Below are 15,897 nucleotides of genomic sequence, written 5' to 3' on the forward strand. Positions count from 1 at the left end.
GAGTGCTCCGATCGGTGGGTTCGTCAGATCCGGATGGCTCCGCCCCCAGGATTCGAACCTGGACTAAAGGCACCAAAAACCTCTGTGCTGCCGATTACACCAAGGCGGACCGGGCGCGCGCGGCTCCGTCGTGACCCGAAGCGGGCGTGTGCCACCGTCGCACGTCCGTGAACAGTCTGCCAGGTCCTGAGCCATGCCCCCGCCCGTTCCCGGCGAGTCGTCAGCCACATCCGCGTTCTTCCGCGTTCGCCCGTCCGGCACGTTCCGGACACGTCCGGAACTGTCGCTCGGGCACAATGAGCACCATGGCCGCCGACAACCGACGTACCCACCGACCTCGTATGACGGCCAGTCAGCGCCGCGAGCAGCTGCTCGCGGTCAGCCGCGGACTGTTCGCCGGAAAAGGCTTCGAAGGCACGAGCGTGGAGGAGATCGCGGCGCGCGCCGAGGTCTCCAAGCCCGTCGTGTACGAGCACTTCGGCGGCAAGGAGGGCATCTACGCGGTAGTGGTGGACCGCGAGGTCCAGGCGCTCACCACCGCGCTGACGGGTGCGCTCGGCTCGGGCGGCCACCCCAAGGTCCTGCTGGAGCGGACGGCGCTCGCCCTGCTGGACTACATCGAGTCGTCCGAGGACGGTTTTCGCATCCTCGTGCGCGACTCCCCCGTCGCGCAGGCGACCGGGACGTTCTCGAGCCTGATCGGCGACGTCGCCACCCAGGTCGAGTCGATCCTCGAACCGCAGTTCCGGGCCGCGGGACTCGAGACGAGGACCGCCCCGCTCTACGCGCAGATGCTCGTCGGCATGATCGCGCTCACCGGCCAGTACTGGCTGGACGCCCGCAGCCCCAAGAAGACCGAGGTGGCGGCTCACCTCGTCAACCTGGCGTGGAACGGCCTGCACAACATGGAGAAGAAGCCGGAGCTGACCCGGCACTCGCGCTGAGGCGCGAGGCGCTGACGCGGGCTGAACAATGCGCCCGAACTGCCACCATTCGGGCACGGGATTGCGCTGACGCACCCGTATCTTCCCTGAGGCAAGAAGTGTGCGTGCTGCATTTATATAACGAACACCCCTCGCGAGAACTCGCGAGGGGTGTTCGTCAGCTGGGGATGCTACTTATGCCGCCGCCGAAAGTGGCTGACGACGTACTTGCAGGTCAGAGACCGATCAGGCAGAGGATCTGCGCGACGCTGTAGCCAAGGTTGTGCAGGAGCTCGGAGACGATGTCAACAACGGTCATGGGGCTATTCCTTCCAAAAAACGGGAAATCACAGGATGATCACCTGTGAGCGGAACAGTGTTCGCGTTCCATACATTAAGCACACGACACGGACTCTGCAATGGGAAAGGGATATTCACCCCTAATAGGCGCCCGGTTTCACCCTGTGATATTGGATCAGGAATCGGACCACTGTTCACCGCAAAGTGGACATATTCTTGAGCGTGAGTCAGTGCTGTCGGCAGGACATCGCGTCTAGGCTGCGGCGCGTGACGTCACCCGAACATCTCGCGACCGTTCGAACCGACTACGACGCCATGGCCGACGCCTATACGGCGTACATCGGTGAAGCGTTCGCCGGCTACCCGCTGAATCACGTCATGGTGCAGGCGTTCGCCGACCTGGTCCGGCAGGCGGGCGGGGGCCCCGTGGCCGACGTCGGCTGCGGGCCCGGGCACGTCACCGCATACCTGCGCGACCGCGGCGTCGACGCGTTCGGCGTCGACCTCTCGCCGCAGCTCGTGGCGACAGCCCGCGCGGCCAACCCCGGCGTCCGCTTCGACGTCGGCGACATGGGCTCGCTCGAGATCGCCTCCGGGACGCTCTCCGGAGTGCTGGCGAACTACTCGATCATCCACACGCCGCCCGACGCTCTCCCGGCGACGCTCGCCGAGCTCAGCCGGGTCGTGGCGCCCGGCGGCCATCTCCTGGTGGCGTTCCAGGCACTCGGCGACACCGGCCAGACTGCCGAGTACTTCGACCACAAGGTGTCGCCCGCGTGGCGGTACTCGCCCGACCACGTGATCACGCTGCTGGCGGAGACCGGTGCGGTCGAGGTGGCGCGCCTGGTGATCGCGTCGACCGAGGATCCGGCGCGCGGCTTCCCGCAGGCGCATCTCCTCGCGCGTAAGTCGACCGGCTGAGTCGACCGCCTAGCGCTCGCCAAGGAGCTCACCACGCGGCGAGCAGCAGCTCCTCCACGGCATCGGCGGTCACGGGCCGGGGGTTCGGATACGGGTCGGCCGCCACCCGTTCGGCCACCTCGCGCAGGGCGGTGCGCTGTACGCCGAGCGCGCCGAGCGACGTCGGACCGTCGTGCTTGCCTGCCAGGGCAGCGACCGCGAGCGCCGGGTCGCCGTCCGCGACGCGTGCCAGGCGTGCGGCGGCGTCGGGTGCGGCGGCCAGGTTGAACCGCATGACGTGCGCGAGGAGCAGCGCGTGCAGCTCCGCGTGGGGCAGGCCGAAGGTCCCGCCGAGCACGTGGGCGAGCTGGTGGTGCAGGCCCATCCGGGCCTGTGCCAGACAGGCGCCCGCGAGCCAGGCGGCTTCCTGGAGGCGGCCGCGGGCGACGACGTCGGACGGGCGGTCCAGGACCACGGGGAGCGCCGTGAGGATGCCGTCGGCAGCCTCGACCCCGTAGGCGCGGGTCGCCGCGCTCGCACCGGTGTCCCACAGCGCCTCGACGGCGTGCGCGAGCGCGTTGAGGGCCGAGGTCAGCGTCAGCCCGCGGGGCAGGGACAGCGTCAGCTCCGGGTCGTACACGACGGTGCCCGGCGTGAAGGCCGGGTCCCGTCGCGTCGTCTTGACGCCGTGCTCCGTCTCGCCGAGCACCGGCGTGGCCTCCGAACCCGCATACGTGGTCGGTACCGCCACCTGGGGCATGCCTGTCCGGATGGCCAGCGCCTTCGACAGCCCGATGGCCGAGCCCCCGCCGATGGCGACTATCGCGTCGGCCCGCGCCTCCCCCGCCAGAGCGAGCGCTTCGGCGGTCACCTCGACGGGCGTGTGCTGGACCGGGCGTGCGAAGGTCGCGGCATGCCGCTCCCCGAGGGTGACGGCCAGGTCCTGCCCCACCTCGGCCGACGACGGTGCCGCCACCAGCAGCACCCGCTCCGACCCGAGCCGCTCCAGCTCGTCCGGCACGAGGGACCGCGCGCCCGGACCCTGCAGCACTCGACCGGCGTAGACCTGGTGCACCCTGATGTCTGTTCCCACGAGGCCTGAGCCTACGGTCGCCGTACACCCTCTGACCAAGAGCGACGCGGCACGGACACCCTGTCGAGATTCTTGATGTCGAGATATCCGGTAGCCTCTCGCCATGGAGCACACAGGTCCCGACGACGAGGTCGACCGCATCGTCGCCGCGTGGCGCCACGTGCGCCCGGACCTGGAGCTCGAACCCCTCACGGTGTTCAGCCGCGTGTCCCGCCTCGCGCGACACCTCGATCTCGCACGCCGCACCGCCTTCGCCCGGCACAGCCTGGAGACGTGGGAGTTCGACGTGCTCTCCGCGCTGCGCCGCGCCGGCGAACCCTTCCGGCTGTCGCCCGGCACGCTCGTCACCCAGACCCTGGTCACCAGCGGCACCATGACCAACCGGATAGACCGCCTGGAGTCGCGCGGGTTCGTGCAGCGGCACCGCTCCCCCGACGACCGCCGCGGGGTGCTGGTCGAGCTCACCGACGAGGGGCTGGCGCGGGTCGACGCGGCGATGAGCGACCTCCTGGACATCGAGGCCAAGGTGCTGACCGCCCTGTCCCCCGCTGAGCGCCCGCAGCTCGCGGACCTGCTGCGCACGGTGACCGCTCAGTTCGACGAGTGAGCTCGCACGACTGAGCTCGCCGAGCACCTGTAGCAGGATCGGCGCATGACCGACGACCACCTCATGCGCATCCACAGCCCCGAGTTCCAGGCGATGGCCGAGCGGGTCCGCAGGGCCACCGAGCTCACCTCACGCCTGAACGTCCTGCCCTTCGACGACGAGGCGGGCAAGGCGGAGCTGTTCGAGCAGATCCTCGGCAGGCCGCTGCCGGCGAGGGCCACCATCTATCCGCCGTTCTACACGGACCACGGCCTGAACCTGGACCTCGGCGAGCGGGTGTTCATCAACCAGAACTGCACGTTCCTGGACTACGCGGGCATCCGGCTCGGCGAGCGCGTGATGGTCGGGCCGAAGGCCACGTTCATCACCATGGGCCATCCGGTCGATCCGGAGGACCGCCGGACCTGGCTGAGCGGCGCGCCGATCGACGTGGCGGAGAACGTCTGGATCGGCGCCGGCGCCACGATCCTGCCCGGCGTCAGCATCGGCAGGGACGCGGTGGTGGCCGCGGGCGCCGTGGTGGCCGACGGCGTCCCCGCCGCGAGCCTGGTGACCGGCGGCAAGGCGACCGTACGCCGGACGTGGTGACGGGCGGTCCAACCTCAGCGGTCGCGGGTGACCACTATCTTCTCGCGCCCGAGCTGGTCGGGCAGGAAGAACAGGTCGTCGGCGTCCGCGACGTACAGGGGCAGCTCGCCCAGCTCCGCCGGCATGCCGTCGGCGTCGGTGACCGTCAGCTCGACGTGGTCCGCCGAGCTCTTCGAGTCGTACTTCCAGGTGCCCTCGATCTCGGCGGGGATCTCGTCGACCTTGCCACCCGCAGCGGCGGCCAGCACCTCGTCCGGGACCCCGACGGCGGTGAAGGTGCGGTCCTCACCGAGCGCGACGACGGTAGTGGCGCCGTCGCCCACGTACGAGCCGACGAACTCCGGCTCGGTGTAGTCGAGCTTCCCCAGATCGAACGCGCACCCCGAGAGCATGAGTACGCCGACGAGTGCTCCCACACCTCGGAAGACCTGTCGCTGCTTCATTCGACACCCCTGTTGTCCCGGACCTGCTGACCGGTCGCCCAATCTAACGGGAAAGCCGCATTCCCTCCTGGGAAGCCGTCATGACGATCTCCACACCATGTGCGGATGCGCTGGACGCCCGATGCAACCAACAGACCCCGTCGCGCACAATGACAGCATCATGAGCAACATCCGCACAGCGGCAGGCGGCTCCGCGCTGCTCGTCGCGGTCCTCGTCTTCGCCCTGAACCTGCGCACCCCCATCACATCCCTCCCGCCGGTCATGGCCGACGTCGCGACGGGCCTGGGCCTCGACCAGACCCTTGCCGGCCTGCTCGTGGGGATCCCCGCGCTGTGCTTCAGCGTGGTGGCGCCGGCGGCGTCGACCCTGATCGCCCGGGCCGGGCCGTACTCGGCGGTCACGGTAGCCCTGGTGGGCGTGATCGCCGGGACGCTGATCCGGTCGGTAGGCACGGGCACACCGGGCGTTGTGGCAGCCTTCGCCGGCACGGTGCTCCTGGGCTGCGCGATCACGGTGGGCAACGTGGTGGTGCCGGTCATCATCGCGCGGGACTTCCCGGCCAGGACGGCGCTGGCGACCGGCCTGTACTCGTCGACGATGAACCTCGGCTCTGTCTTCGCGACGTCGCTCACCGCGCCGTTCGCGGCCCTCGTCGGCTGGCAGGGCGCCGTCGCCTCCTGGTCGCTCGTCGCCGCGGTGGCACTGGTCGTCTGGCTCGTCACCACCCGCCGTATGCCGGACCCGCACGCCACCCGCGCGGCCCGTACGCCCGCCCCGCCGCCGGCCGAGCGGCCCGACGAGACCTGGGGCGGCGTGGTGCGCCGTCCGATCACCTGGGCGCTGGCGGTCGCGTTCGCCGGGCAGTCGTTCTCGTACTTCGCGGTCACCGGCTGGCTCCCGGAGCTGCTGCGCGACCTGCTGGACCTGTCCGTGACCACGGCGGGCAACGCGGCAGCGCCCTTCCAGGGCCTCGCCATAGCGGGCAGCGTGCTGGTCCCGCTCGCACTGGCGGCCCGGGTGCCGATGCGGGGTGCCGCGGTGACGATGGGCCTGCTGTGGGTCTCGCTCCCGGCGGGCCTGCTGCTGGCGCCGCAGTGGTGGCTGCTGTGGGTGAGTCTCGCCGGGATCGCCCAGGGCGGGAACTTCGTGGTGATCTTCACCCTCGTCGCGCAGCGGTGCCGCACGGTGGCGCAGACCCGGCGGACGGTGGCGGCCGTGCAGGCGATCGGCTACGCCGTTGCCGCTACCGCTCCCGCCGTCATCGGCGCCGTGCACGCGGTGTCGGGCGGCTGGAACGCGGCGCTCCTGGTGATGCTGGGGTCCACGCTCACACTCGGGACGGCCGAGCTGCTGGCGACGCGACGCCCCAGGCACAGACGGTCCTAACAGGAACATTTCCATAGGCATTGAAACTTGGCAGGATCATTGCCTACCTTTCCAGCATGACGACACATCTTGAGCCCACCGCAGTGCTCCCCACCCTTCGCGAGCACCTCCTGGTCGACGGGTTCGACCTCGTCCTCGACCTCACCCGGTCGCACGGCTCCACGCTTGTCGACGCGCGTGACGGTCGCGAGTGGCTCGACCTGTTCACCTTCTTCGCCTCCTCGCCCCTCGGCATGAACCACCCCGCTCTTGCCGACGACGCGGCGTTCCGCGAGGAGCTCGCCACCGCCGCCATCAACAAGCCGTCCAACTCCGACATCTACACGGTCGAGATGGCACGCTTCGCGGACACCTTCGCGCGTGTGCTCGGCGACCCCGCGCTGCCGCACCTGTTCTTCATCGACGGCGGCGCGCTCGCCGTCGAGAACGCGCTCAAGGTCGCGTTCGACTGGAAGTCCCGCTTCAACGAGGCGAACGGCCGCTCCCCAGAGCTCGGCACCCAGGTGATGCACCTGGAGCACGCGTTCCACGGCCGTTCGGGGTACACGATGTCGCTGACCAACACGGAACCGGGCAAGGTGGCCCGGTTCCCGAAGTTCGACTGGCCGCGCATCCCCTCGCCGTACATCGCAGAGGGCAAGGACATGGACGCGGCGGAGGCGGCGGCGCTCGGGGCCGCTCGTGCGGCGTTCGAGGCCAACCCGCACGACATCGCGGCGTTCATCATGGAGCCCATCCAGGGTGAGGGTGGCGACCACCACTTCCGCACCCCGTTCCTTGCGGGCATGCAGGACCTGTGCCGCGAGTTCGACGCGCTGTTCATCGTGGACGAGGTCCAGACCGGCGCCGGGATCACCGGCACGACCTGGGCGTACCAGCAGCTCGGTATCACCCCCGACGTCGTCGCCTTCGGCAAGAAGACGCAGGTCTGCGGCATCATGGCCGGCGGCCGCGTCGACGAGATCCCGGACAACGCGTTCGCCGTCTCGTCGCGCATCAACTCCACCTGGGGCGGCAACCTCACCGACATGGTGCGCTCGCGCCGGATCCTGGAGACCTACGAGGCCGAGGGCCTGGTCGACCGGGCCCGCACGATGGGCAAGCGCCTGCACGACGCGCTCACCGAGCTGGCCACCCGGCACGACGGCGTGACCGACGTCCGCGGCAAGGGCCTGATGTGCGCGCTGACGCTGCCCTCCCGCGAGGTCCGCGACCGGGTGCTGGGCGCGCTCACCGAGCGGAGCGTCCTGCTCCTGGGCTGCGGCGAGCGGTCGGTCCGGTTCCGCCCGGCGCTGACGGTCTCCACCGAGGCGCTGGAGGCCGTCGTCAAGGCCCTGGACGAGGTCCTGGCAGAGACGCTCTGAGACCGCGAAGTAGAGCGCTTGTCCGAGTCTCCCGAGCGAACCTCGGGAGACTCGGACAAGCGCTCTACTTCGCGGTCCGGGTCACTCGTCCTCCGCCGCGACGCTGTCCGCGATCCTGAGCAGCTCGGCCACGGTCGGCCCCGAGCCGCCCTCCGGCGTGCGGCCCATCGTGCCGAGCAGCAGGTAGGAGCCCGCGTCGTCGGTCCATTCGACCCGCACCGGCCCGAACCCGTTGTTGTCCACGCGGGTCACCCGCGCCTCCCGGCCCGAGTCCGCGAGATCCGACCACTCGACGGTCACGTTGTCGCCGGACAGCTCGCCGGACAGCTCGGTGGAACCCGGGTACGCCACGTAGGTGATGGCCGACGCCGGGTGGTACGCGCCGGAGCGGACCTCGTCCTCGGGCCAGGACAGGCCGGGCCCGCCGCTGAACGTCTCGTCGTTGCCCTCGCCCTCCAGCGGGTAGATGATCCACGTGCCGAGGTGGTCCTCCGCCGTCGTGCGGCCGATCGCTGCCGAGATGTCCGCCGGGCACTCCGCCGCCGCGCGCTGGACGGTCTTCGGCACCCAGTGCGGCTGGCGCAGGTCCTCGGCGCAGGTCCCGGCGGTGAGCTCCGTGGCGTCCACCGGTGTGACGACGGGCTCGTCCTCCCGCGCCCCGAGGATCAGGGTCACGACGATGATGATGATCGCGCCGAGCAGCGTCACCGCGCCGCCGAGCAGCCACTCCGGCCGGATCCTCGGCTCCTCGATGGTGGTGACCACGTCAGCTCTCGCACTCGATCTCGACCACCGCGTCGCGCGAGAGGGCAGTGATCTTGTTCGACGTGACAGGGCTGGCGGCAACACCCGGCAGCACGTAGGAGCCCCAGTCGCACTCGTTGTCGGCGAAGAAGGCCTCCCGCGCGCCGCCCGGCGCGGCGTACCGCACGCGGTGGTCGGGCCCCCGGCAGTCGTACTCCGGGTCGCACAGGGAGATCAGGTACGCACGCATGGTCAGCCACGTGCTGGTGTCGACACAGCCGTTCACCGGTAGGCCGTTGTAGGCCTGGAACGCCTTGGCCGCGACCTCCGACTCGGCGTCCCACGCCCCGTCGACCGGCTCCAGGCCGGTGCCCGCCCACAGCACGTTCTGCGCGGCGACCACAGCGCCGCCGGACGTCTGGCCGCACTCGCCGACGGGGTCGTTGGACACCCACATCGCGCTCGAGCTCATCGCCTGCACCACGGCGGCGATGATCAGGGCGGCTGCGACGGTGCCACCGCCCGCCTGCAGCCAGGTTCGGGTGGTGGGCATTCCCTCGGCGCTCCTTCGTCGGCCCGACGCCGGGCCGGGCGATGTACTGGCGAGCGTGAGCGTAACAATCCGCCCTTAAAAGACGGAAGCGACGCACCGGACGAACCCCCAACTAGCGACCGTGCCTACGTTCGCTGCCCCTCACCGCGTCGTGTGGGCGCCCCCGTTGACGTGCAGGGTCTGGCCGGTGATGTGGCGGGCAGCCGGTGAGGCGAGGAAGGAGACCAGCGCGGCGACGTCGTCGGGCAGGCCCGCGCGGCCGTCGTGCGTGGCGGCGATCAGGCGGTCGCGGCGCTGCTCGGTGAGGCGGTCCTTGAAGTAGCCGGTCTCGGCGATGTAGCCGGGCGCCACGCAGTTCGCGGTGATCCCGCGCGGGCCGACCGACGCGGACAGCCCCGCGGTCCACGCCTGGACCGCCGCCTTCGCGACCCCGTACGACGTGCCCGCGTACTCGGCGCCGATCGAGCCGACGGTGACCACCGCCCCGCCGTCCGGCATGGTCTCCAGGACGGCGGACGCCACCAGCACGGTGCTGATCAGGTTCGCCTCGAGGTTGGCCCGCCAGCCGTCGGCCACCTGCGCGAGGCCTACCGGCCCCGGCCGGTCGAAGTCGGTGTTGCCACCCGCCATCGCCACCAGTACCTCCACGGGGGCGTCGAGCTGCGCCGTCAGCGCCGCGACATCGTCCGGCTGCCCGACGTCGCAGCGCACCCCGCGCGCACCGGTCGCCTCCACCGCCCGGTCGAGTCGTGCAGCGGAGCGGCCGGTGATGACCACGCTGTCGCCCTGCTCGACGAACCGGCGCGCCACCGCGCGCCCGATGCCGCCGGACCCGCCTGTGACAAGAACAAGTCTTGGCATGCTGATGTCTCCTGCTCCTACATGATTGGTATGTTTAGACCTAAACATACAGGAGGAGCCAGTGACCGAGTACCCCTTCGACTCCACGGCGGCCATGCCGCCCGAGGCGATCGCCGCCGCATGGGAGCGCGAGCTACCGGGCGTGCCGGTGTCGTCGATAGGCGTGATCACACCGCTGTGGCGCGCCGCGAAGACCCTTGCGGACGATCGCCGCAGGACCCTGCACCGGATAGGGATCGATCCGGCGACCCTCGACCTGCTCAGCACCCTGCGCCGTGCGGGCGAGCCGTGGGCGCTGACGACCAAGGAGCTTGCGGCGCAGACCCTCGTGACGGCCGGGGCGATCTCGCAGCGCGTGGCCAGGGCAGAGCGCGAGGGGCTGGTGACGCGGTCGCCGTCCGACGCCGGGCGGCGCGCGGTGGCCGTGACGCTGACCGCCGCCGGGCACGAGCTCGTGGAGCGGGCGGTCCGCGACCTGCTCACACACGAGGAAGAGCTGGTCGGCGGCCTGACGGCGGAGGACCGCCAGACGCTCGCCGGGCTCCTCGCCCGGCTCGACCCGGGCGCCGGTCGTCAGACCGGTTCGGTCGTCTGACCCTCGAAGTAGGTCTGCAGCACCACGGTGGTGCGGGTCGAGACCTTCGCCGTGCGGCGGATGCGCCCGAGCAGCTCCTCCAGCGCCCTCGGCGAGGCCACCCGCGCCGTGAGCAGGTAGTTGGCGTTGCCCGCCACCGAGTAGCAGGACTCGATGCCCGGCATGCCCCGCAGCCGTTCGGGCGCGTCGTCCTCCTGCGCCTGGTCCAGGGGCGTGATCTCCACGAACGCGGAGAGCGGCAGCCCTACCGCCTCCGGGTTCACCACCGCTCGATAGCCGGTGATGACGCCACGGGCCTCCAGCTTGCGCACCCGCACCTGCACCGCCGACAGGGACAGCCCCGAGATCTCGGACAGCACCGCGAGCGTGGTGCGCCCGTCCTTGCGCAGTGCGTCCACTAGCGCTCGGTCGACCCCGTCGAGCGGTGCCAGATCGTTGTCGGTCATCCCGCCACCTCCGCCGCTTCCAACCAGGCCGCCTCGAGCTCGTCGCGCTCGCTCACCAGGTCGCGGAGCTCCGCGTCCAGCCGAGCGACAGCCTGGTAGTCCGTGGCCTGCTGTGCGATTGTTTCGTGCAGCTCGGCCTCCTTCTGGGCAATCTTCGCAAGACGGCGCTCGATTCGGGAGACCTCTTTCTTCGCGGCACGGATGTCGCGCTGGTTGAGCGCCTCTCCCCCGGGGCCGCCGCCCCCTGCCGGAGCCGTGCCCGACGTCGTCCCGCCGGCGGCCGAGCCGCCCGACGTACCGCCCCCGCCCCCTGCCGGAGTGCCCGAGGCAGAGGCACCGGCGGCCTTGGCCGCCGCCCGGAGCCGGAGGTACTCCTCCACCCCGCCGGGCAGGTCGCGGATCGTCCCGTCACCGAGCAGCGCGACCTGCCGGTCCGCCACCCGTTCCAGCAGGTACCGGTCGTGCGAGACCACTATCAGCGTGCCGAGCCAGCCGTCCAGCAGGTCCTCGACCGCGGCGAGCGTGTCGGTGTCGAGGTCGTTGGTGGGCTCGTCGAGCAGCAGGACATTGGGCTCGGCCACCAGCAGGCGCAACAGCTGCAGCCGACGCCGCTCGCCGCCGGACAGGTCCTTCACCGGCGTGTAGGCCCGCTCGCGCGTGAAGCCGAGCTTCTCGGTGAGCTGCGAGGCCGTGAGCTCCTTGCCGTCGACGACGACCCGGCCCTTCTCGGACTCGATCACCTCGACCGCCGTGAGCCTCCCGAGCTCGTCCAGCTCGGAGACGTCCTGCGTCAGCTCCTTGACATGGATCGTCTTGCCGCGCTTGACGCGACCCGACCCGGGTTCGCGGCGGCCGGCGAGCAGCGCGAGCAGCGTCGTCTTGCCCGCACCGTTGACGCCGACCACGCCGTACCGGTCCCCGGGACCGAGGCGCCACGTCACGTCGTCGAACAGGACCTTGCCGCCGAGCTCGAGCGAGACCGACTCCAGGTCCAGCACGTCCTTGCCCAGGCGCCGCGTCGCCATCCGGGTGAGCTCCATCGAGTCGCGCGGCGGCGGCTCGTCGTCGATCAGCGCGGACGCGGCGTCGAGCCGGAACTTCGGCTTGGACGTACGGGCCGGGGCCCCACGACGCAGCCAGGCGAGCTCCTTGCGCAGCAGGTTGTCCCGCTTCTCCGAGGCCGTCGCTGCCTGCCGCGCCCGCTCGGCACGCGCCAGGATGTAGGCGGCATAACCGCCCTCGTACCCGTCGATGGCGCCGGTACCGTCGCCGCGCACCTCCCACATGCGCGTGCAGACCTCGTCGAGGAACCAGCGGTCGTGCGTCACGACCACCAGCGCGCCGGTCGCTCCCGGGCGGCCGTACCGCTCGCGGAGGTGCTCAGCGAGCCAGGCCACGCCCTCGACGTCGAGGTGGTTGGTGGGCTCGTCGAGCAGCAGCACGTCCGGGTCCTGCACGAGCAGGGCGGCGAGCGCCACGCGGCGGCGCTGGCCGCCGGAGAGCTTGGCGACCGGGGCGTCCCAGGCGAGGTCGGCGAGCAGGCCTTCCTGCACCTGGCGGACCCGGGCGTCGGAGGCCCAGACGTGCGTCTCCGCGTCGCCGTGCACGATGTCGAGGATCGTCGCGGCCTCGTCGAGCTCGTCCCGCTGGTCGAGCATGCCGAGGACCGTCCCGCCCACCTTGGTGACCCGTCCGGCGTCGGGCCGCGAGGTGCCGGTGAGGATGCGCAGGAGGGTCGACTTGCCGGCGCCGTTGGGGCCGACCACGCCGACGCGGTCGCCGTCGTCGAGGCCGAGGGAGACCTCGGACAGGAGGGTGCGAGTACCGATGGTCAGCGCGATGCCGTCCGCGCCGAGAAGATGTGCCACCTAGAAAGACTAGTTCGCCGTGGGACCGGGGTCGGACACTCGACTCGACATCTCGTACCGTGCGGCGTGCTCTCGCAGGTACTCGCGAAGAAACGGGAGCGCGAAGTCGACGTATCCACGACGGGTGGGCTCGATCATGCCTGCGTCGATCAGGCGGAGTCGATAGGTGCCCGCATACGCGGGCGTCGACCGGAGACGCTGCGCGACCGTGCTCGTCGAAGACTCACCGTCGTCCTGAGCCATGGCCACGAGGTAGGTACGGTCCACGTCGGACAGGTCAGCCAATGCCGTGGCGTGCACGAGTGACCCCAGCCGACGGCGCGCGACGGGAACCCCCGCGGCGACCGCAGCGTCGTCGATCACGTCCCCGTCCGCCTTGCGCCACACGTGGTAGCCGACCAGCTGGATCATGAACGGGTAACCACCCGTGGCTTGGGTTGCCTCCACGAGCGCGGAGTCGGTGATGTGTCGGCCCTCGGACTCGATCGTGGTTCTGAGTGCCTCGCTGACGTCGCCAAGGTCGACGTCGTGAAGCTCAACCCGATTGGCGCGTCGCAGGAAGGTCAGTACGTCGTCGTTGAGGAGGTCGGAGACGGCAGATGGCAGGCCCGCCATGACCAGTGCGATGTCGCGGTCCTCTCCGGCGAGGTGCTGATAGGTGGTTGCAAGGTCGCGAAGCTCCTCACGGCCTGCGGAGTGAACTTCGTCGACCGTGATGAGCAGCCCCGTGCCGTTCCGTTCCAGCACGTCGAGGAGCCGGCCCATCTGTTCACGCCACTGCACAACCATGGCGGGCCGCTCGGAGAACGTGAGCCCGCCTCCTCCAGGCAACGAGAACCCGGTGATCTGCCTGCCCGGCTTGCTGGACCCGTCGAGCTCGTAGAGCGTCCGCGTGACCGTGTGCATCAACCGCTCGACCAGCCCCGGAGTAGCCGTCTCCGAGATGGTGACCCAACCCTCCCGTAGGACGTGGTCAGCGAGCTCGAGCAGCATCACAGTCTTGCCTACCCCACGTGCGCCGGTGAGGATCGACAATCGGCCAGGCGCACCCGGCCCATCGAGCACAGACTCGTCGAACTCGGTCAGCACGTCGTCCCGGCCTACCAGTAGCGGTGGTGTCACGCCCGCAGTCGGTTTGAATGGGTTCCGCACCAAGTTTGGACTCCTTTGGATTCTTTGAAGAGTTTGAAGAGTTTGAAGTCTTTGAATTCACCTAGTGTGCATTGCCCTGGCCCGCAGCGCCATGGTTACGCTGTCCACCGTCGACGGCGATCGAGCCCGCCGACTCCGCCGTCGGCCCCGCTGACGACTACGCCGAGGAGCATCCACGTGGCCCAGTTCGACATGCCGCTGTCCGATCTCGAGAGGTATCTCCCCGAGATGGACGAGCCCGCCGACTTCGACGAGTTCTGGTCGACGACCCTGGCCGAGGCGCGCACGTTCGACGAGGCGCCGGAGGTGGAGCGCATCGACGTCGGGCTCACCGAGGTAGTGGTCGACGACGTGACGTTCCCCGGCTTCGGCGGGCATCCCGTCAAGGGCTGGCTCACGCGCCCCGCGCACGCGGACGGCGACCTGCCCGTGGTGGTCGAGTACGAGGGTTACGGCGGCGGGCGGGGCCTGCCGCACGAGAAGATCCACTGGGCCGCCGCCGGCTACGCGCACCTGCGCATGGACACGCGCGGGCAGGGCTCTGGCTGGGGCGCAGGTGGGGCGACTCCGGACCCGGTGGGTTCCGGGCCGGCGGCCCCAGGGTTCATGACCCGCGGCGTGCTCGACCCGCGCGACCACTACTACCGCCGCGTCTTCACCGACGGTGCCCGCGCCGTCGACGCCGTGCGCGCGATCCCCGGTCTGGACCCGCTGCGCGTGGCGGTGAGCGGCGGGAGCCAGGGCGGCGGCATCAGCCTCGCGGTGGCGGGGCTGGTGCCCGACGTCGTCGCCGCGATGCCCGACGTGCCGTTCCTCACCCACTACCGCCGCGCGGTGACGACCACCGACTCGTTCCCGTACCGGGAGATCACGCAGTACCTCTCGGTGCACCGTGACCCGGCGGTCGAGGCGCAGGTCTGGCGCACCTTCTCCTACCTGGACGGGGTGTCGTTCTCCCGGCGGGCCCGCGCGGCATGCCTGTTCTCGGTGGCGCTCATGGATGCCACCTGCCCGCCGTCCACCGTGTACGCCGCGTTCAACAACTGGGCGCCCGACCAGGCGGAGCCGGTGGTCAAGGACATGGACGTCTACCCGTACAACAACCACGAGGGCGGCGGGGACTACCGGTTCCCCCGCAAGCTCGCGTGGCTGGGCAAGATCATCTGACGGGAGTCCCGGGCACGGACCGGAAATTTGCCTGCTGTGCCCGGGCGATAGGCTCCGCAGCGCACGTCCATCCCCGGAGGTTTCCCCGTGTCCGACTACGACCTGCCGCTCGTCGCGGTGGCACCGGCAGCGCCGCCGGCCACCGACGAGCCCGCGAGCTTCGACGCGTTCTGGTCGCAGACGCTCGCCGCGCACCGCGACGTCGAGGTCGCGCCGGTGCTGTCGGCTGCCTCCGCCCGTGCCCGGGACCTCACGGTCGAGGCAGTGACGTTCGCCGGGTTCGAGGGGTACCCCGTGCCGGGTCGGCTCATCACGCCGACCGGCGCCGGTAGCACGCTGCCCGGTCTGGTCGAGCTGCGGCCGGCCGGCCGTGCGGCGGGCCGCGACCTGGAGTGGCTCGCGTCGGGCGGGTTCGCGCACCTCGTGATCGAGCTGCCCCCGGACGATCTCGACGACCCCTACAACCGCGTCGTCTTCACCGACGCCGTGCGGGCCGTGCAGGCGCTGCGGACCCTCGCGAGCGTGGACCCGTCACGTGTCGCGGTGCTCGGCAGCGGTCCCGTGGCGGCGGCGGTCGTCGCGGCGGCAGGTCTGCTGCCCGACCTGGCCTGCGCGATGGTCGAGGGCGACATCCCCGCGGCGCACAAGGACTCGCTCGTCGCGTTCGCCCGGCGGGCGAGCACGCCGCTCCAGCTCACTCAGGGCGCGGGCGCGCAGGTCCTGCTGGAGGAGTGGGGCTTCAACGCCGCGCAGGCGCTGGCCGCGATGACAGGCTCCGTCGAGCGGGTGGTCGAGTGCGTGCTGACCGCCGAGAGCAACCCGGTGGCGCGCCGCACGCGCTGGATCGCGGCGCACACGCACCTGACGAACGTCTTCGTCCCCCAGATCGCCTACTGACCCGCCTCG

Annotated in this window: 17 protein-coding genes and 1 tRNA gene; 9 read left to right on the forward strand and 9 right to left on the reverse strand. The window is 70.6% G+C overall.

Annotation, left to right across the window (positions count from 1 at the left end):
• Window positions 1-34 precede the first annotated feature (34 nt).
• Window positions 35-109: transfer RNA gene (locus AB0F70_RS23150), tRNA-Gln, on the reverse strand.
• Window positions 110-341: 232 nt separating this feature from the next.
• Between AB0F70_RS23150 and AB0F70_RS23155 the strand changes: the two genes are divergently transcribed.
• Together AB0F70_RS23155 and AB0F70_RS23160 are read left to right on the forward strand one after the other, a co-directional pair.
• Window positions 342-944, forward strand: a complete 603-nt coding sequence (locus AB0F70_RS23155) for a TetR/AcrR family transcriptional regulator (protein ID WP_357454106.1) — start codon at window positions 342-344, stop codon at window positions 942-944.
• Between the two features lie 546 nt (window positions 945-1,490).
• Entirely contained in the window at window positions 1,491-2,144 is a 654-nt protein-coding gene (locus tag AB0F70_RS23160; RefSeq protein ID WP_357453986.1) for a class I SAM-dependent methyltransferase, read from the forward strand.
• Between the two features lie 28 nt (window positions 2,145-2,172).
• Here AB0F70_RS23160 and AB0F70_RS23165 read toward each other — a convergent pair whose 3' ends face one another.
• Window positions 2,173-3,216, reverse strand: coding sequence for a maleylacetate reductase (locus AB0F70_RS23165; protein WP_357453990.1), 1,044 nt, complete (start codon window positions 3,214-3,216; stop codon window positions 2,173-2,175).
• Window positions 3,217-3,319: 103 nt separating this feature from the next.
• On the opposite strand from AB0F70_RS23165, the gene AB0F70_RS23170 reads away from it, so the two are divergent.
• Together AB0F70_RS23170 and AB0F70_RS23175 are read left to right on the forward strand one after the other, a co-directional pair.
• Window positions 3,320-3,823 carry a MarR family transcriptional regulator gene (locus tag AB0F70_RS23170; RefSeq protein WP_357453993.1) on the forward strand — a complete coding sequence of 168 codons (504 nt, stop codon included), beginning with the start codon at window positions 3,320-3,322 and terminating at the stop codon, window positions 3,821-3,823.
• A gap of 45 nt (window positions 3,824-3,868) precedes the next feature.
• Window positions 3,869-4,411: a DapH/DapD/GlmU-related protein gene (locus AB0F70_RS23175; RefSeq protein ID WP_357453996.1), complete on the forward strand. Its 543-nt coding sequence runs from the start codon at window positions 3,869-3,871 to the stop codon at window positions 4,409-4,411.
• Between the two features lie 14 nt (window positions 4,412-4,425).
• Here the strand turns inward: AB0F70_RS23175 and AB0F70_RS23180 are convergent, their stop codons facing one another.
• A complete protein-coding gene (locus AB0F70_RS23180; protein WP_357453999.1) occupies window positions 4,426-4,854 on the reverse strand; it encodes a hypothetical protein in 429 nt (142 codons plus the stop codon).
• 160 nt (window positions 4,855-5,014) lie between these two features.
• On the opposite strand from AB0F70_RS23180, the gene AB0F70_RS23185 reads away from it, so the two are divergent.
• Entirely contained in the window at window positions 5,015-6,241 is a 1,227-nt protein-coding gene (locus AB0F70_RS23185) for an MFS transporter (RefSeq protein WP_357454002.1), read from the forward strand.
• A 56-nt stretch (window positions 6,242-6,297) separates the two neighbouring features.
• Window positions 6,298-7,605, forward strand: a complete 1,308-nt coding sequence (lat, locus tag AB0F70_RS23190) for an L-lysine 6-transaminase (protein WP_357454005.1) — start codon at window positions 6,298-6,300, stop codon at window positions 7,603-7,605.
• Window positions 7,606-7,686: 81 nt separating this feature from the next.
• Here lat and AB0F70_RS23195 read toward each other — a convergent pair whose 3' ends face one another.
• From AB0F70_RS23195 to AB0F70_RS23205, 3 genes are all read right to left on the reverse strand, one after another.
• Window positions 7,687-8,370 (reverse strand): hypothetical protein, encoded by a 684-nt coding sequence (locus AB0F70_RS23195; RefSeq protein ID WP_357454008.1) that lies wholly within the window; start codon window positions 8,368-8,370, stop codon window positions 7,687-7,689.
• A 1-nt stretch (window position 8,371) separates the two neighbouring features.
• A complete protein-coding gene (locus AB0F70_RS23200) occupies window positions 8,372-8,902 on the reverse strand; it encodes a peptidoglycan-binding domain-containing protein (protein ID WP_357454011.1) in 531 nt (176 codons plus the stop codon).
• Between the two features lie 141 nt (window positions 8,903-9,043).
• Window positions 9,044-9,763: an SDR family oxidoreductase gene (locus tag AB0F70_RS23205; RefSeq protein ID WP_357454014.1), complete on the reverse strand. Its 720-nt coding sequence runs from the start codon at window positions 9,761-9,763 to the stop codon at window positions 9,044-9,046.
• Window positions 9,764-9,824: 61 nt separating this feature from the next.
• Here AB0F70_RS23205 and AB0F70_RS23210 point away from each other — a divergent pair, with 61 nt between their 5' ends.
• Window positions 9,825-10,358, forward strand: coding sequence for a MarR family transcriptional regulator (locus tag AB0F70_RS23210; RefSeq protein WP_357454017.1), 534 nt, complete (start codon window positions 9,825-9,827; stop codon window positions 10,356-10,358).
• Here AB0F70_RS23210 and AB0F70_RS23215 read toward each other — a convergent pair.
• From AB0F70_RS23215 to AB0F70_RS23225, 3 genes are read right to left on the reverse strand one after another with little or no spacing between them, the layout of a single operon-like run.
• The gene (locus tag AB0F70_RS23215; RefSeq protein WP_357454020.1) at window positions 10,337-10,804 is read right to left on the reverse strand and encodes an Lrp/AsnC family transcriptional regulator; all 468 of its coding nucleotides are present in this window, start codon (window positions 10,802-10,804) and stop codon (window positions 10,337-10,339) included. The genes AB0F70_RS23210 and AB0F70_RS23215 overlap by 22 nt on opposite strands.
• On the reverse strand, window positions 10,801-12,672 hold the full coding sequence (locus tag AB0F70_RS23220; protein ID WP_357454023.1) for an ABC-F family ATP-binding cassette domain-containing protein: 1,872 nt from the start codon (window positions 12,670-12,672) through the stop codon (window positions 10,801-10,803). The genes AB0F70_RS23215 and AB0F70_RS23220 overlap by 4 nt, the downstream gene beginning before the upstream one ends.
• A 9-nt stretch (window positions 12,673-12,681) precedes the next feature.
• Complete coding sequence (locus tag AB0F70_RS23225; RefSeq protein WP_357454026.1) at window positions 12,682-13,794, reverse strand: ATP-binding protein; 1,113 nt, start codon at window positions 13,792-13,794, stop codon at window positions 12,682-12,684.
• Between the two features lie 207 nt (window positions 13,795-14,001).
• On the opposite strand from AB0F70_RS23225, the gene AB0F70_RS23230 reads away from it, so the two are divergent.
• Complete coding sequence (locus AB0F70_RS23230; protein ID WP_357454029.1) at window positions 14,002-14,991, forward strand: acetylxylan esterase; 990 nt, start codon at window positions 14,002-14,004, stop codon at window positions 14,989-14,991.
• A gap of 87 nt (window positions 14,992-15,078) precedes the next feature.
• Window positions 15,079-15,888, forward strand: a complete 810-nt coding sequence (locus AB0F70_RS23235) for an acetylxylan esterase (RefSeq protein ID WP_357454032.1) — start codon at window positions 15,079-15,081, stop codon at window positions 15,886-15,888.
• Window positions 15,889-15,897 lie beyond the last annotated feature (9 nt).

Source organism: Promicromonospora sp. NPDC023805, from assembly GCF_040639635.1.
Lineage (GTDB): Bacteria > Actinomycetota > Actinomycetes > Actinomycetales > Cellulomonadaceae > Promicromonospora.

What these genes read in the sequence shown, in the direction of transcription:
- AB0F70_RS23155 (WP_357454106.1), top strand. Translation starts at nt 342, where the DNA reads ATGACGGCCAGTCAGCGCCGCGAGCAGCTGCTCGCGGTCAGCCGCGGA.
- AB0F70_RS23170 (WP_357453993.1), top strand. Translation starts at nt 3,320, where the DNA reads ATGGAGCACACAGGTCCCGACGACGAGGTCGACCGCATCGTCGCCGCG.
- AB0F70_RS23175 (WP_357453996.1), top strand. Translation starts at nt 3,869, where the DNA reads ATGACCGACGACCACCTCATGCGCATCCACAGCCCCGAGTTCCAGGCG.
- AB0F70_RS23180 (WP_357453999.1), bottom strand. Translation starts at nt 4,854, where the DNA reads ATGAAGCAGCGACAGGTCTTCCGAGGTGTGGGAGCACTCGTCGGCGTA.
- AB0F70_RS23185 (WP_357454002.1), top strand. Translation starts at nt 5,015, where the DNA reads ATGAGCAACATCCGCACAGCGGCAGGCGGCTCCGCGCTGCTCGTCGCG.
- lat (WP_357454005.1), top strand. Translation starts at nt 6,298, where the DNA reads ATGACGACACATCTTGAGCCCACCGCAGTGCTCCCCACCCTTCGCGAG.
- AB0F70_RS23200 (WP_357454011.1), bottom strand. Translation starts at nt 8,902, where the DNA reads ATGCCCACCACCCGAACCTGGCTGCAGGCGGGCGGTGGCACCGTCGCA.
- AB0F70_RS23205 (WP_357454014.1), bottom strand. Translation starts at nt 9,763, where the DNA reads ATGCCAAGACTTGTTCTTGTCACAGGCGGGTCCGGCGGCATCGGGCGC.
- AB0F70_RS23215 (WP_357454020.1), bottom strand. Translation starts at nt 10,804, where the DNA reads ATGACCGACAACGATCTGGCACCGCTCGACGGGGTCGACCGAGCGCTA.